This is a genomic window from Adhaeribacter sp., assembly GCF_057359045.1.
The window spans coordinates 41,009-58,004 of sequence record NZ_JBMQUD010000149.1; the positions used below are offsets into that span (position 1 = coordinate 41,009).

Sequence of the window (16,996 nt, forward strand, 5' to 3'; positions counted from 1 at the left end):
TACCTTTACTTATCTTTGTTTTAAACCGATAGATTAAATTTGTTATAAAAATTTAACCGGTTAATTGAAGGTCTAATAATTACTTTTATAATTCCGTTTTCCAAAGGCTTTGGCACCTACCCGGTATTTACCCGCAACGGCCTTTTTTAATATTGCTTACAAAACATGAATCCTGAATTACTACATGATTTAGCCGCTACCCTCGAAGGCGAATTCCACACCGATAGCACCATGCGCACCCTTTATGCCACCGATGCTTCGGCGTACCGCGAAATGCCTTTGGCTGTGGCTTTTCCCAAGAATATTAGTGATATAAAAAAATTAATCGCCTTTGCCCGCCAAAACAAAACCTCGTTAATACCACGTACAGCCGGTACCTCTCTGGCCGGTCAGGTAGTTGGCAATGGCATTGTGGTAGACGTTTCGCGTACTTTTACCCAAATTCTGGAACTTAACGAGGCTGAAGGTTGGGTGCGGGTACAACCGGGCGTCATTCGGGATGAGTTAAATTATTTTTTAAAACCTTATGGTTTGTATTTTGGCCCCGAAACCTCTACGGCCAACCGGGCCATGATTGGTGGCATGGTGGGCAATAATTCCTGCGGTTCCAACTCTATTATATATAGGAGTACGCGCGAACACGTATTATCGGTTAAAGCTATATTAAGTGATGGCTCCGAAACGGAGTTTAAAAGTTTAACGCCTGCGCAGTTTCAGGCCAAATGCCAGGGCGAAGGTACCGCCTCTGATTTAGAAACGCGTTTGTACCAAGGCATCAAAGCCATGTTGTCGCACCCCGGTACGCAAACCGAAATACGGCAGGAATTCCCCAAAAAAACGGTAGAGCGCCGGAACACCGGTTACGCCGTAGATTTATTACTGGAAACCAATCCGTTTACGCCCAAAACCGAAGATTTTAACTTTTGTAAATTAATTTCCGGCTCCGAAGGTACGTTGGCTTTTCTGACGGAAATTAAATTAAACGTAGTACCATTGCCGCCGAAAGAAATTGGCTTATTGTGCGTGCACACCAATACCGTAGACGAAGCTTTGCGGGCCAATTTAATTGCTTTGCAGCACAACCCCAGCGCCTGCGAACTCATGGATCACTACGTACTGGAATGTACCAAAGTAAATATTGAACAACGGCAAAACCGCTTTTTTGTGCAAGGCGATCCGGGCGCTATTCTGGTCGTAGAAATGGCCCGCCAGACTTTAGCCGAAGTACAAACCGATGCCGCCGCCTTACAAACGGCGTTGCAGGCCGCCGGTTTGGGCTACCATTTTCCACTGGTAACCGGCCCCGATACCAAAAAAGTATGGACCTTACGCAAAGCCGGTTTAGGTTTGCTATCGAATATTCCGGGCGATGCGAAACCTGTGGCCGTAATTGAGGACACCGCCGTAGACGTACAGGATTTGCCGGATTTTATCGCGGAGTTTAATTTAATTTTAAAGCAACACGATTTATATTGTGTGCACTACGCACACGCTGGCTCCGGGGAATTGCACCTCCGCCCCATCATCAATTTAAAAACCGCCGAAGGGAATAAATTATTCCGGACCATTGCCGAAGAAATTGCCCGGCTGGTAAAAAAGTACCGGGGCTCACTTAGCGGCGAGCACGGCGATGGCCGTTTGCGGGGCGAATTTATTCCATGGATGATCGGCGAAAAAAATTACCAGTTGCTGGAAGAAATTAAGCGCACCTGGGATCCCGACAATATTTTTAATCCGGGTAAAATTGTGCAAACCCCGGCCATGCACACGTACCTGCGTTACGAACCGGGCCAGGAAACGCCGGCGTTCGATACGGCTTTTAAATTCCGGCAGGAACAAGGTATTTTACGGGCCGCCGAACTTTGCAACGGCTCCGGCGATTGCCGCAAAACCCATTTAACCGGCGGTACCATGTGCCCCAGCTACATGGTTACGCGCAACGAAAAAGATACTACCCGCGGGCGCGCCAACATGCTCCGCGAATTTTTAACCCGTTCTCCCAAAACCAATCGCTTCGACCATAAAGAAATTATGGATGCGATGGACTTGTGCTTAAGCTGCAAAGGCTGCAAATCCGAATGCCCGTCGAATGTAGATGTAGCCAAACTAAAAGCTGAGTTCCTGCAGCACTACTACGATGCCAACGGCGTTCCTTTCCGGACCCGCCTGGTAGCCAATTTTACCAACGCGAATAATTTGGCGGCTTTAGCGCCGGGCGTATACAACTATTTATTCCGGACGGATTTTACCGCCGGCATAGCCAAAAAAGTAATGGGCTTTGCCCCACAACGCTCTATTCCGCTGCTACAGAAAACCACATTGCGGAGTTGGTTTAAAAAGCATCAGAAACAAACCAAAACAGCAGTGCCCACCAAAGGCGTGGTAAATTTATTTTGCGATGAGTTTACTAATTTTAACGATACCGATATTGGCATTAAAGCCGTGCTGCTGCTGGAAAGATTGGGTTATGAGGTGCGCTTGCCACAACACGAAGAAAGTGGCCGTACTTTGCTTTCTAAAGGTATGGTGCGGGATGCCAAAAAATTAGCCCAACGCAATGTAGCATTGTTAAAAGACCAGGTAAACGGCGATGCGCCTCTTATCGGCATAGAACCATCGGCCATTCTGACTTTACGGGACGAATATTTAGACCTGGTAAACGACGACCAATTACCGGCTGCAAAACAAATTGCCGCCAACAGTTGGCTCTTCGATGAGTTTATCGCCATGGAACGCTTTAAAGGGAATATAGAGCCAAGTGCTTTTACCACCGAGAAACGCCACATTAAACTGCACGGTCATTGCCACCAGAAAGCATTGTCGTCGTTGGTGCACACGCAAAAAATGCTTACGCTTCCGGCTAATTACACCATCGATATTATTCCGTCGGGCTGTTGCGGTATGGCGGGCTCTTTTGGCTACGAAACCGAACATTACGAAGTATCGATGCAGGTAGGTGAACTGGTACTGTTCCCCACTATCCGGAAAACGCCCGAAGAAGTAATTATTGCCGCGCCTGGTACCAGTTGCCGGCACCAGATTAAAGACGGCACCGGCCGCAAAGCTTTACATACGCTAGAAGTTTTGTGGGATGCTTTAGAAAAGTAGAGGTATTTTTAAACTGCAATAATGTTTGCAGATTTTAAACTATAAAAGTAATACTCTATCACAGTTATAATACTACAGAATTTACTGAGTCCTGTAGCATTACGACTTTAATAGAAAAGATCTTTTCTATTAAAGTCGTAAGGCTACTTATTCAAAGTCATTAAAATAAATATTCAAACGATTGTCGGCAGAAACGGTATTTAAAACCAAAAAACCATCTTGATAACCGGAAAATAAATTATCCTGAATGATGCCGCTCACTACACCATTCGTTTTAATGGGATTTAGGCCTTCTTCCGGTACACTCGTAAAAGTATTAGCCAAAATTTTAATTTTATCTACATTTACCAATACTAAACCAGTTCCAAAGAAAGTACAACCGGAAATTAGTATCCGGTAATAAGAAGGGTTGGGATAAGCTGCAAAATGGGTACCCGCCTTAAAGATGGAATTTTGAATATTTAAATAGCGAACTGCTGGCCCGTCCTCAGGAAAAGGGCAAATTACCTGAACTCCTTTGTCAAATACACAATTATTTATATAGGTATAGGTTTCGGGTGAAAGGGGTTTACCAAACTTATAAAAAGAAATATTAAAACAACCGGGTGGGGTATCTTCAAAAACACAGTTGGTAATAGAGGCATTGGCTTCTATGTGAATGCCGCCCAATCGGTTATTCGTTACAGTACTGCCGCAACCTTTAAAATGAGCACCATCCAGGTGCAAAGAACTTAACGGGTGCGCTCCTTTCGACCAGACCGTCCAGCCAAAGGCACTACACTGAATAAAATTCATGCCGTAAGCCTTGGCAATAGCGTTTTCAGAAGTAGCTAAACCGCCATGTGTTTTGTAAGCCGTACAACCGTAATAATTAGAAATGGCTTTTATATCATCACCCTCTCCTTCGTTCCAGAATCCAACGCCGGCTTGGGAGCCTTCGCCGTTAGCCGTACAATTAAAATAATTTACGTATTTGGCATTATCTGTATCGAAATGATCAGCAATGGAAAACTGCGTTTTTGCCTTGTTGTGGCTAAAGGTATGGCAATTCTGAAAAGTCACGTATTCGGCGGCATCACCGGCCAGAAACATGGCTTTGGAATTGCCGGTGAAATTACGCTGGTGATAAACGGTACAGTCTCTTACGGTAATATGTGAAGTATCCGGACCTGAAACCACGCACGATACATCATGGGCATCGTAAACCTCTACTCGCTCTACCAAGCCCTGGTGGCAACCTTCTCTTACCCATAAACCTCCCTCGAATTTGGCTTTAGCGCCGTTAACCGAAAAATCTGAAATATAAAAATTAGTTAAGTGGTGCAGGTAAATAAAAGTATGTTCGTTTCCGGAAAAGCCAAAAATAGTTTTACCAATGCCGGCTCCTTTCAAGTGTAAACCATTGGTTATTTTCTGGTTTATACCTACCTCTAATATATCAAAATCAAAGTTGCCGGCTCCAAATACAATTGCGCTGGGATGTAAATCAGTAGATTTAGTAAAAATTTTATTAAAATGAAGGGTAAACAGGCGGGTATTCTCGGAGGGAGAATTACCCGGCTTTACGCCCCACTGGCTAACGTTTACTTCCTCCATTTAACCGGCTATACCGCTACCGGTGCTTTTATGGCTGGGTGCGGGTCGTAATTTTCCAGTTTAAAATCTTCGTATTTAAACCCAAAAATCGATTTTACTTCCGGGTTCAACCGCATTTGCGGCAAAGGCCGGGGCTCGCGCGTTAATTGCAGTTGCGTTTGCTCCAGGTGGTTCAGGTACAAATGCGTGTCGCCGCCAGTCCAGATAAATTCGCCGGGTTCTAATCCGCAAACCTGCGCCATCATTAAGGTTAATAAGGCATAAGACGCAATATTAAATGGCACCCCCAAAAAAACATCGGCGCTGCGCTGATACAACTGACAAGATAATTTACCGTCGGCTACGTAAAACTGGAAAAAAGCGTGGCAAGGCGGCAGCTTCATTTGGTTTATTTCAGCTACGTTCCAGGCACTCACAATAATACGGCGCGAATCGGGGTTGTGCTGCAACTGATGAACCACCTGCGCAATCTGATCAATGTGGCCCCCGTCGGGCGTGGGCCAGTTCCGCCACTGTGAGCCGTATACCGGACCCAAATTGCCATTTTCATCGGCCCACTCATCCCAGATACTAACCCCGTTTTCCTTTAAATACCGGATATTTGTTTCGCCCTGTAAAAACCACAGCAGTTCGTGTATAATAGATTTAAGGTGAACCTTTTTGGTAGTAACCAACGGAAAACCGGCCGCTAAGTTAAACCGCATCTGGTATCCAAAAACGCTTAGCGTGCCGGTGCCGGTACGGTCTTCTTTTTGGGCTCCGTGGGTCAATATATGCCGGAGCAGGTCTTGGTATTGCTGCATAACTTCTGCTTTAAGGATTTCAAAAATAAGAACAATCCGGCATTAAAATACCGAAATTTAATCTAAATAAATTATTCTGGTTCCGGTAACCTATCATGTTAAACGGGTCTGTTTTGTTTATTTGCTTATTAACAAAGCTATAGCTTTACTGAAAAAGATTAATATTATAGGCCCGGTAAAGCAAGCCAACAAAAAACAAAAGGCTGCTAATCTAAAAAAAACTATTTTTAACGTTTAAAACATACTTGCCTTTTTAAGTTAGTTGCCGGCATATTAAAAAAAATATTATCTGCTTACCATGTACAAATTTATTCTCGTCTTCTTATTTCTTTCCTGCTTCCACTTCTTCAGTTTTGGCCAAACCGAAAACCTGAACCGTTTAATGAAAGAGCGCCAACAGATTATTAAAGAATACGAGTACTACAATGCGCAAAACAGCAACTTCTGGGGTAAAAAATCTAAAAAAGATTTATTACATATAATTGATGCGTTAAAAAATATCATCAATAAAGACTCAGAAATTATTAACGAGATAAACACCATCAATCTGTCGCACTTGCAAAAACAGGCCGAAATAACTGTGGAGAAAAAGAAAATAGAAACCCAGGTGGTAGATGATAATCGGGTAGCCAACGATAACTTTTACGACTTGAAACGGCAACTGCAAAATTTAGAAAACCGGCAGAAAGTAAAGCAGCGACAAGTAAACTTAATGGAAGAAAAACTTCAGGAAGCCCGGGAAAAGAACCTGGATTTACAAAAAATCTTGGCTATTGGTGTGGTTGCCTTCTTGGGGTTGGTAGTTTACACGTTTAGTGGCCGGGGTAAACGCCCGGCAAAAAAGCGGTAATTTAAACTAAATACCCAATGGCCATTTACCAACTATTTTAAAAGATAATACCTGATTTACTGAAACTTTTTTGGTGTGTGTAACCTTATACAATGCTAGCCTTATTATTAGAAAAGCGGTAAAGCAGGAATATTGTATACCTTGCACCGGCATAGAGGATTTTCATGTTAGAAATACAAGACGAATTAAATAAAGTAAGTAAACTTTTAAAACTGGAGCAGGAAGAAGACCTGGCCCAATATAAATTAAAAAGTACCCGCAGCACCATTCAGGAACGGAAACAAAACGGCTTGTGCTGGTACCCTGTTACCATTACCAAAACCGAAATTGGCTTTGGCAACAAAGTAGTAGTAGAAATAGAGCGTACCGGCAGCCGCGACCAATTACACCTGTTCCAAACCGGTAAAGGCGCGGCCATTTTCAGTAACGCCCAAGGTAGTCAGGGCCACGACTCGCAACAGCTAAACGGGGTGATTATGACCCTGAAACGCAACAAACTGACGCTGGCTACTACCAAAGAAGACCTACCCGACTGGATAGACGACGGCAAATTAGGCATAGACCTGACTTTTGACGAAATGAGTTACCGCGAAATTGAAATTGCCATGCGCAAGGTAACTGAAGCTTCTGAGAACCGCCTGGAGCAATTACGTAATATTTTATATGGTGCCCAACCCGCGGTTTTTTATCCGTCGGCAAAATTTGAGCCTATTCCGGAATTAAACGAATCACAGAATGAGGCCATAAAAAATATTCAATCGGCCAAAGATGTAGCCATTATTCACGGTCCGCCGGGCACGGGTAAAACTACTACCCTGGTACAAGCCATTTTACGCACTTTGCAGCGCGAGCGGCGCTTACTGGTTTGTGCCCCCAGTAACACGGCCGTAGATTTACTCACCGAAAAATTAGCGGCGCAGGGCGTAAACGTAATCCGGATTGGTAATCCTTCGCGGGTATCGGATATTTTGCTGCACCACACCCTCGATGCCCAGATTATGGAGCACAAATCGTACAAAGAGGTAAAAGAATTGCGTAAAAATGCCGAAGAATATAAATCGATGGCTGGGCAATACAAACGCAAGTTTGGACCGGAAGAACGGGAACAACGGCGTATGTTTAAAGAGCAAAGTCGGGCCTTGCTGGCCGAAGCAGATTTAGTAGAGCATTATATTACCGATGATTTACTCGATCGGGTGCAGGTAATTACGTGCACTTTGGTGGGTTCGGCTAACCGGGTAATCCGGCATCTGACTTACGATACCGTTTTTATTGACGAAGCGGCGCAAGCCCTGGAACCCGCCTGCTGGATTCCTATAACCCGCGCTAACCGGGTAGTACTGGCCGGCGACCATTGCCAGTTGCCACCCACCGTAAAATCATTGGTTGCAGAAAAAGGCGGTTTAGAAGTTACGCTATTCGAGAAATGTATTCAGCGCCAACCCCAGGTAGCCGTTATGCTGCGCACACAATACCGCATGCACCACCACATTATGCAGTTCTCTAATCAGCAATTTTATAATGGCCAGTTAGAGGCCCATGCCAGTGTGGTAAATACCGATTTAAATGCCTTCAACCCGGTTTTCCCGCCGGAGTTAGCCGTTGAATTTGTAGACACTGCCGGTTGTGGTTACACCGAAAAATCTTTTGCCGAAGGCGCCAGTACCGCTAACCCGGAAGAAGCCGATCTTTTACTTCGTCATTTGCAACACCTGCTTAAAGAATATTCACCGGAAAACGAGAGGCCGCTTAAAGTAGGCATTATTTCGCCGTATCGGGCACAGATAAATTACCTGAAAGACGAAGTAGAACATAACCCCTGGTTGCACGATTTGCAAAACAAAAGGCTTTTGAGTGTAGGCACCGTAGATAGTTTTCAGGGTCAGGAAAGGGATATTATTTATATCAGTATGGTGCGCAGCAACGATGCCGGTGATATTGGTTTTTTAAGCGATATCCGGCGCATGAACGTAGCCATGACCCGCGCCCGGAAAAAGCTAGTGGTTATTGGCGATAGTGCTACCTTAACCCAACATCCGTTTTACCTGGACTTTCTGGCTTATACCGAAAGTATTAATGCTTACCGGAGCGCCTGGGAACTTATGGAAGTCCTCAATATTTCATAAAATACCTTTATCAAACGGCAGATAATTAGCTTAATAGGGCCATTATCTGCCGTTTGCTATTTATCGGGGAAGCGTATTTAAAGGTAACTAGTAAATAATTTAACCCGAAACAATCCTTTTTAAACCAGATAAAGTTTTTAGATTTACCAGCTTTTTAAAACTTTTTTAACTAGATCCGGGTAATTTGTACGTATTACCGGCTTTAAAGCCTGTTGGCTCACAACCTAAAACAAAATAAATATGACAGCAATCAGCCAAAACAAAGTGGTTTCGCTCACCTACGAGCTAAAAGTTCTGGACGAAAATGGGGAACAAACCCTCGTAGAAACCGCCGATAGTGACCACCCAATGGTTTTTTTATATGGTGTGAGTGGGTTACCCGAAAAATTTGAAGAACTTTTAGCCGGCAAAGAAGAAGGCGAAGCTTTTTCTTTTTCCCTGGAGGCCGAAGAAGGTTACGGCGAGTACGATGAGCAAAACCTGGTACCAATTCCTAAAAATGTATTTGAGATAGATGGCAAGATTGATGATGAAATGCTGCAGGAAGGGAATTACATACCAATGGCCGATAATGAGGGTAACCACATGCAAGGCCGGGTAATGCAAATTGGCGAAACCGAAGTTATTATGGATTTTAACCATCCTTTAGCCGGTATGAAAATGTTTTTTGATGGTCAGGTTATTTCGGTACGCGAAGCAACCGCCGAAGAAATTTCTCACGGCCACGTGCACGGCGAAGGCGGACATCACCATTAATTCGGCTAGGCTATAGAGCTATTTCATTAAGCCCTGAAAAAAATTAATATATGCAAAAACCTCCTTAGCCGGAGGTTTTTGCATATATAAACTGCTTCTTTCTATCTGCCCACGTAGCCCGGAATGGTATAACCATTAAAAAAACCAGCTTTAACTATTACCCTGTTGGTCTAATTACGTTTTAACTACTTCAGCAATATTTTACCAGCATGAAAGAAAACGTAAGTGACTATATAGTAAAGCGCTTAAATGCGTGGGGAGTAAACCGGATTTTCGGGTATCCTGGCGACGGGATTAACGGCATAATGGGTGCCTTAAACCGGGCTGATAATCAAATTGAGTTTGTACAGGTTCGACACGAAGAAGCAGCTTCTTTAATGGCGTGTGCCCACGCCAAATATACGAAGCAAGTGGGCGTGTGCCTGGCAACCTCCGGCCCCGGGGCTATTCATTTGTTAAACGGACTGTACGATGCCAAACTCGACCACCAACCAGTAGTAGCCTTGGTGGGCCAAAAAGCGCGCAAAGCTTTAGGCGGCAACAGCCAGCAGGAAATAGATTTATTATCTTTGTATAAAGATGTAGCCAGCGAATATATTCAAATGGCTACCGATCCGGCCCAAATCCGTCATCTAATTGACCGGGCATTCCGGATTGCTATTTCGCAACGCACCGTTACCTGCATCATTATCCCGAATGATTTACAAACTGAAGACGCCCAGGATCCGCCGCACGAAGAACAAACCATTCATTCTGGGCTTGGTTTTGCGGCTCCGCGCGTAATTCCGCACCCAAGTGATTTGGAAAAAGCCGCTACTATATTAAATGCGGGTAAAAAAGTGGCTATGTTGGTAGGGGCCGGCGCATTGCATGCCACCGAAGAAATTAAAACGGTAGCCGATATATTAGGGGCTGGTGTTGCTAAAGCCTTTTTGGGTAAAGCCGCTCTACCCGACGATTTGCCTTATGTTACCGGCCACATTGGTTATTTTGGTTCTACGGCTTCGCACCAAATGATGGAAAACTGCGATACCTTATTAATGGTTGGTTCCAGTTTCCCGTACGCTGAATTTTTACCACCCGAAGGCCAGGCCCGTGGGGTACAAATAGAACTGGATGGTCGCATGCAAAGTATCCGTTATCCCATGGAAATAAGTTTAACCGGCGATAGCGCCGAAACCTTGCGGGAACTTATTCCATTGCTGCAGCGAAAAACTGAACGAAGTTGGCAAGAAAATATTCAAAAGCAAGTAAAAAACTGGTGGCAACAAGTTACCGAAATGGCGCATCAAAAAGTAAAATTTTTGAATCCCCGGTTAGTGTTCGAAGAACTTTCGCCGCTGCTGCCTTCTGATTGCCTCCTGGCCTCCGACTCTGGTTCTTCTTCCAGCTGGACCGCCCAGCACCTGCGCATTCGGCAAGGTATGCAATTTTCGGTATCGGGCACTTTGGCAACCATGGGGTGCGCCCTTCCCTACGCCATTGCCGCCAAATTTGCTTACCCCAACCGTTTGGCCTTAGCTTTTATCGGCGACGGGGCAATGCAAATGTTAGGCAACAGCGAATTGCTGACGGTACAAAAATACTGGCGACAGTGGGAGGATCCGCGCTTGATTGTACTGGTGCTGAATAACCGCGATTTAAATTTTGTTACTTGGGAACAACGCCTGATGCAAGGCGAACCTAAATTTAAAGAGTCGCAAGAATTACCAGATTTTAATTATGCCGAATACGCTAAATCTTTGGGCTTTATAGGAATAAGGATAGAAAAGCCAGAACAAGTAAAAGCCGCCTGGGAAGAAGCATTAAAAGCTGATCGTCCGATAGTAATTGACGCCGTTACAGATCCGGAAGTAGTTGTTTTTACTCCACAGGTAGCCGCCCAGTTTGCCGAAGAGTTAGGCCAGGCCATAGCCAAAGGCGATAAAGCAGCCGGAACCCAATTACCAGAAATTTTGACGGATCAAGTGCAAAATAAAATTTAACTTTATTTTACTAATTATGTTAAACTGGTTTTTTCATGTAAACTCTGGCAAAATCAGCAAGCTACTTTTCCTGATAAATTAATGTAATTAAAGGCTAATATTAAACCACCAGGGCATGCTCAACAATTAGCCCTGTTGGTTTATATTAAAAGTTTTTAAAATGAGACTGTTTAGTATTTTGGGAAAAGCATTAACGTTTGCCCTTGCCGCGTGTTTTCACCGGCAAGCAGTCGGGCAATAGTTTAAAGATTGGCGGTGATAACACCACTAATGGCAATGGTTAGCTCATTTAAGAAAATACGAAACAAGTTCATATATAATATACGTTCTAAATTCCAAACTTCTAAAGTTTTTCTTCAACAAAAATCTCACCTTGCCTGGTAAGGCGCCAAGCAGTAGTATTTTGGTCTATAACCTTTTTAAACCAAATGCGCTCATTTTTCAGGTTAATAATTATTTGCCTTAAATGCGCTGGTTTACCGCCCAAGTTTAAAATACGGTAAGCAAAATCAATATTGCCTTCGGTAAAATATTCCTGATGATTTATTTTGGTAATATAATAAGCAATAGTTGCAATCCGGTTGGGATTACTATTACCCGGCTGCTTTTGATTAAAAAATTCTTCTAATGAAATTTTTAAGTTATTTCGGTAAACATCAAATTCATCGGGGGCATGATTGCCGGTAATCACCTTGCGGTTATTTACCGGGTTACGGCGTGTTAGCGGTTCTCTTCCGTTTACCACCGCGGGCCGGGCGGCCAAACGGGTAAATTTTTGTTTTTCTGGTTCTGAGAATAATAAACTTTTTACTTTAGCCAAGCCTTGGGAAGTAAATGTAAACTCGTTGTCTTTAACCGTGCTTAAATATTTTTTAAACAAGCTTTTCCAGTTGGTCCCTAAGTTTTTAAACCTGGTTTCGGTAAGTCTTTTGTCTTTATACATTTGCCAGATCGGTTCTTTTGCAAATGTATTGTTACCGTAGCCAGAAAAATAAAACGCATATATTAAGAGCCACTCATTTTCCGTACAACTTAGTCTTACATCTAAATCATTCAGATGCGGGTAGGGAATAATCTCTTCCGGAGAATCTACAGCAGTAGGGGAGTTAACATTTGGCAGGCTGGTAGCTGATAGCGGCTTCTGGAGCAAAGTTTCCTGTAATTTAAATGTTTTATTCTCTTCCTGAGGTACACTTAAATTTTCCTCCAGCGATTCAGCTTTTACTTCCGGTCCAATTTTATTTTTTAGAATATCAGCAACTACTTCTTTTATTTCTTTACCCACATCATTGGTAAAGGTAATCTCATACCATCTTTCATCTTTGTTTTCCCGGAATTTGATCTTATTCAAATTTAACTCCTGTTCTGGCTTTTTTACACTCGTTACAGCAGCCCCACAAGAAATACAATGCTTTGCTCCGGGAATTAGCAATTCGCGGCATTGGGTACATTTTACCTGCTCCCCACAATTATAGCAAAAAACAGCCTGCTCAAGCACAGGAGCATTACAAGCATTACATATTCCGGCTTCCATATTATTAATCAGATAGCTATCAAGGCTAATTAAATATAAGATAATAAATTTTAAAATATAAGAAAGTGTTACTTAATATAACAATTATGGATAACTACTACTTATCCACAATGTAGATAAATATGGATAACTCTCTACAATCCACAAACTAAAAATAGAAAGGAAAGTTCCTTATAATCTTCTAAATATTAATCTTATAAATTTATTTCTTAAATCATTATATACGGTAACAATCTTAAGTATCTTATAAATCCTTATAAATAAATGCTTCATAATATATGTTAATAATTTATCGTAGATTTATAATGGTATTTGTATTGTCATTGATTTCGTATAAACTGTATAAGTAGAAATATGGCTTTAGGAAAGATTATGGAAGAGATAATGTTTCTTTCCGGCTTCATATATCTTGTGGGATTTTCTTGCTTTAAGAATAATACTTGTATAAAGAACAGGATGAATATTTCACCTATTACAAGCCACTGCAACTATTTTCATTAAAAGCAGTATACCTCTCCCCTACCCTACCGCTTTTAATAAATTACCTTTTTTAGCTTATTCCTTAAACCCCAATGAAGGTAATTAAAAATTACAACTAACTCAATATGAGCAAATTGCAAATTATTTCATTTCTAGTACTGGCCGGCATTGCCCTCAATACCTGCATTGCCTTTAACAGAATATCTTGAATATTTCTTCATTTATAAACCCAAACGTGAGCATAAAAAAAGCTTTGGCCCATTTAAGAACCAAAGCTTTTAGATAATGTAATCCTTTACTTTAAGCAGAATTCCGCTCCGCGTTTATTATTCCGAACGAACAACGAATAACTAATTTCTCGTATATCTTTTTATCGTCGCCATTTAAACCTTTTTCTTCCATTTCCCGGATTTTAGACAAGGCATACTGCTGAATGGTAATTAAGGGTAATTCTATGCGCTGGCGCAACTGAATAGATAATTGTTCAATGGGCTTATCGGCCATCAATTCATTCGCACCCGAAAGCTTTAGTAAATATTTCTTGGTACGTTCGTATTCATCGCACATAATATTCCAGAGCACACCGTATTGAGGATGCTTAGATAAGTAAGCCGTAGCCGGGAAAAAGCATTTATTCATGGCCATTTCACAGTTGTCCAGCAGGGTTTTAAAGAATAAAGATTCTTCGTAGAGGTTTTTCACAGCAGTCCATTGGCCAGCAGCTTCTAACTTTTCTAAGGCGGTACCCACGCCATAATAACCCGGTACATTTTGTTTTAACTGGCTCCAGGCACCTACGTAAGGAACAGCTCTTAAATCATCCAGGTTTAACTGCCCGGATTTACGTTTGGCCGGCCGGCTACCAATATTTGCTTCGGCATAATAGCGCAACGGACTTACGTAGTTTAAGTATTCTAGAAAATCCGGATGGTTTTTAAGCTCATTATAGGCATCGTACGCTTGCTGAGCCAAACTTTGCAGTAAATCTTCTTCCGGACCCGTTAAGGTATTTTTCCGGATATTAAATACCCCATTGGTAATACCGGCATTCATTAACTGTTCTATGTTAAAACGCGCCGACTCGACGGTTCCGAAATTAGAACTGATGGTTTGCCCCTGGATGGTTAACTGAATTTCTTTATTCGAAATGTTTTGTCCCATAGAGGCATAAAACTGGTGGGTTTTGCCACCACCCCTGGCGGGTGGTCCGCCGCGGCCATCAAAGAATATAACTTCTATGCCGTATTCTTGCGAAATAGCGGTTAAGGTTTCTTTGGCTTTATAAATACTCCAGTTGGCCATCAGGTACCCACCATCTTTGGTGCCATCAGAGAAGCCCAACATAATGGTCTGAAGATTTCTGCGATTATGCAGGTGCCGGCGGTAGGTTTCGTTCTGGTACAATGCCGCCATTACCGGAGCCGCATTTTTTAAATCTTCTATGGTTTCGAAAAGCGGAACAATATCAATATTCAGCCGGTCGAGTTTCCAGCCACTTAGTAAAAACAAGGCGTAAACTTCAATTACATTAAGGGCCGAGGTACTATGGCTAATAATATACCGGTGACAACCTTCGGGGCCATTGCACTTCTGAATGGTTTTAATTACCCCAATGGTTTCCAGGGTATCGCGCAGCAAAGAATCTTCAAAAATTGCCGGATCAACCCGTTCATTTATTTTAAGAAGCGCTTCAATTTTTTCGTTTTCATTCAGTTCTTTGTAGTTTTTAGGCAGAATAGATGTCTTATCGGCCATGGTTTCCAGCAACTGGTTATGCACCGAACTATCCTGCCGGATATCCAAAGAAGCAAAGTATAAACCAAATAAATCGACTTTGTTTATCAGGTTTTCTACCTGGTTTATAAATAAGCCGTTATGATACTTGGTTATAAGTTCTTTAATCTCATTCAGGGTATTTTTTATTTCATCTTTATACAAATCGGCTTTGTACCCTGGCACAAACAAATTGTTATACAGGCGTTGTTCGAGATCAGCCAGAATTTGCGCTACGCCTTTAAAGGTTAACCGTTTTTTCAGGCGTCTAACTTCTCCATAGTACGATTTTACAATACTGCCCCGTAAAGCTTCTGAAACCCGCAGGGTAGTTTCGGCATTTACATACGGGTTACCATCCCGGTCGCCGCCCGGCCAAAAACCCATCCGAATCAAAGGATTATTCAGGCTTACAGCACCCGGAAACTGATTTTTGAGGTAAGCAATTATTTGACCGGCGGCACTGTAAAATACGTTTTCCAGAAACCAGATGAGGTTTACCGCTTCGTCGTAAGGCGTAGGCTTTTCTTTTTTAAAGAAAGGCGTTTTACCCAATTGCTGTAAGTACGAGTTGGCCAGCGCGGTATTATCGTTGGTTAAAGCTTTAGCTAAATCATTAATAATACCTAAAACTTCGCTGGGATAAAATTGCGTGGGATGCGCCGTTAAAACCAACCGTACCGCAAAATCTTTAAGTTTATTGGTTAAAGCAGGCTGTGCCCGGTTATGCACAACATTGGTACTTAAGTGTTTTAAAGTACCAATTCCCTGCATATCGTTAATCTGGTTAAAAGCAGCATCTTCCAAGGCATCAAACAGTACTACCTGGCGCTCGGCAAACTGCACAAACCGGAAAAGCAAATCTATCTGCTCTTTCTCGGTGCCGTACGAGGTATATTGCTTAAAGAACGACTGGATAATTTCTTCGGGACTGGCTTCTTTGGGCAAGCCTTCTTCGCAATGTAACAAAAACAACGATAAGAACACCCCGGTTTTTTCCATCCGGTAAAAAGGCAACGACGAGAAGAGGCTATTGTACATCTCGTATTTAAACCCTACTAAAGTCCGGAATACCTGCAAAGGGTTATTATTATAAGCACTCATGAGCTGTATTTATAATTATCGGAACAAAACTACCTTATTCTTAGAATTAACGAAGGGAATAAAAATATTTTTTAAATAAAAATGAAAGATTTATACCTAAGTCTGAAATTACAGAGCATTACAATCTAAGATTTATTTAAAAGCTTTAAATAAAAGCAGGCCGGCTATAAAGGTAAATTTATAAGCACAAAACATTTACCTGTTCAGGATAAACCTAAAAAGTAAATAAGCCATTGTAGCTGATTAGAAATGAAGGGGGTAATAGCTTTGAGCTAATCTAATACCAAAGAGGTGCAAAGTGGGCAATAGCGGTATTGAAGAAAACAGACTAACTTTTAGGTACCAGAAAGTAGTTTACACCATCGTATTCGCTGCTTTTATGAGCAAACGTTTTAAGGGTATTTAGCCGGTATTCAAAATTAGTAATAACATTGTCGGGAATTACGAGCTTTTTAGTTTTACGTAAATCCAGAACCAGAATATACCGTTTTGTTTCAACAATCTTAACCACTTGTTTTAAAAACAAGTGCGATGGCTGAATCAGGTAACTGTATATGTGTTCTTTGGTTCTCATTAAAAAAGCTGATAGACTATAATATTTTACTTAAAAAGATACAATTTAGTATTTACCACTATCTGATGGATATATATACTTAAAATATAATTTTTTGTTTTACTTAAAAGCCTATTTTTCTATTTTACAACCGTTTACGCAACTATACCAAAACACAACCAGTTAAACAATATAATTATTTCAATAAAACATTTAATCTGTTTTAATATAACCTTGAGGCATAAATAAATTATATTACAAAACACTATTAAAAAGGCCTGCATCGCTTTTAAACAATGCAGGCCTGCTGTTATCAGGAAATCTATAA

Annotated in this window: 10 protein-coding genes; 5 read left to right on the top strand and 5 right to left on the bottom strand. The window is 41.9% G+C overall.

Features of this window, described 5'->3' with window-relative positions; all coding sequences use genetic code 11:
- Positions 1–165: 165 nt before the first annotated feature.
- A complete protein-coding gene (locus tag ACO1R6_RS22990; RefSeq protein WP_486267732.1) occupies positions 166–3,108 on the top strand; it encodes an FAD-binding and (Fe-S)-binding domain-containing protein in 2,943 nt (980 codons plus the stop codon).
- Between the two features lie 147 nt (positions 3,109–3,255).
- Here the strand turns inward: ACO1R6_RS22990 and ACO1R6_RS22995 are convergent, their stop codons facing one another.
- Positions 3,256–4,704 carry a hypothetical protein gene (locus tag ACO1R6_RS22995; protein WP_486267734.1) on the bottom strand — a complete coding sequence of 483 codons (1,449 nt, stop codon included), beginning with the start codon at positions 4,702–4,704 and terminating at the stop codon, positions 3,256–3,258.
- A gap of 8 nt (positions 4,705–4,712) precedes the next feature.
- Positions 4,713–5,507, bottom strand: a complete 795-nt coding sequence (locus ACO1R6_RS23000; protein ID WP_486267735.1) for a thymidylate synthase — start codon at positions 5,505–5,507, stop codon at positions 4,713–4,715.
- A 298-nt stretch (positions 5,508–5,805) separates the two neighbouring features.
- Here ACO1R6_RS23000 and ACO1R6_RS23005 point away from each other — a divergent pair, with 298 nt between their 5' ends.
- The 4 genes from ACO1R6_RS23005 to ACO1R6_RS23020 all read left to right on the top strand — a co-directional run bounded on the left by ACO1R6_RS23005 (position 5,806) and on the right by ACO1R6_RS23020 (position 11,224).
- Positions 5,806–6,357: a hypothetical protein gene (locus ACO1R6_RS23005; RefSeq protein ID WP_486267737.1), complete on the top strand. Its 552-nt coding sequence runs from the start codon at positions 5,806–5,808 to the stop codon at positions 6,355–6,357.
- Between the two features lie 164 nt (positions 6,358–6,521).
- Positions 6,522–8,483 carry an AAA domain-containing protein gene (locus tag ACO1R6_RS23010; protein WP_486267739.1) on the top strand — a complete coding sequence of 654 codons (1,962 nt, stop codon included), beginning with the start codon at positions 6,522–6,524 and terminating at the stop codon, positions 8,481–8,483.
- Between the two features lie 240 nt (positions 8,484–8,723).
- On the top strand, positions 8,724–9,239 hold the full coding sequence (locus ACO1R6_RS23015; RefSeq protein ID WP_486267741.1) for an FKBP-type peptidyl-prolyl cis-trans isomerase: 516 nt from the start codon (positions 8,724–8,726) through the stop codon (positions 9,237–9,239).
- A 209-nt stretch (positions 9,240–9,448) separates the two neighbouring features.
- A complete protein-coding gene (locus ACO1R6_RS23020; RefSeq protein ID WP_486267743.1) occupies positions 9,449–11,224 on the top strand; it encodes a thiamine pyrophosphate-requiring protein in 1,776 nt (591 codons plus the stop codon).
- A gap of 343 nt (positions 11,225–11,567) precedes the next feature.
- On the opposite strand, the gene ACO1R6_RS23025 is transcribed toward ACO1R6_RS23020, so the two are convergent.
- The 3 genes from ACO1R6_RS23025 to ACO1R6_RS23035 form a co-directional block, all read right to left on the bottom strand.
- Positions 11,568–12,575, bottom strand: coding sequence for a hypothetical protein (locus tag ACO1R6_RS23025; RefSeq protein WP_486267745.1), 1,008 nt, complete (start codon positions 12,573–12,575; stop codon positions 11,568–11,570).
- 963 nt (positions 12,576–13,538) lie between these two features.
- The gene (locus ACO1R6_RS23030; protein ID WP_486267747.1) at positions 13,539–16,115 is read right to left on the bottom strand and encodes a phosphoenolpyruvate carboxylase; all 2,577 of its coding nucleotides are present in this window, start codon (positions 16,113–16,115) and stop codon (positions 13,539–13,541) included.
- A gap of 328 nt (positions 16,116–16,443) precedes the next feature.
- Complete coding sequence (locus ACO1R6_RS23035; RefSeq protein WP_486267749.1) at positions 16,444–16,689, bottom strand: hypothetical protein; 246 nt, start codon at positions 16,687–16,689, stop codon at positions 16,444–16,446.
- Between the last annotated feature and the right edge of the window lie 307 nt (positions 16,690–16,996).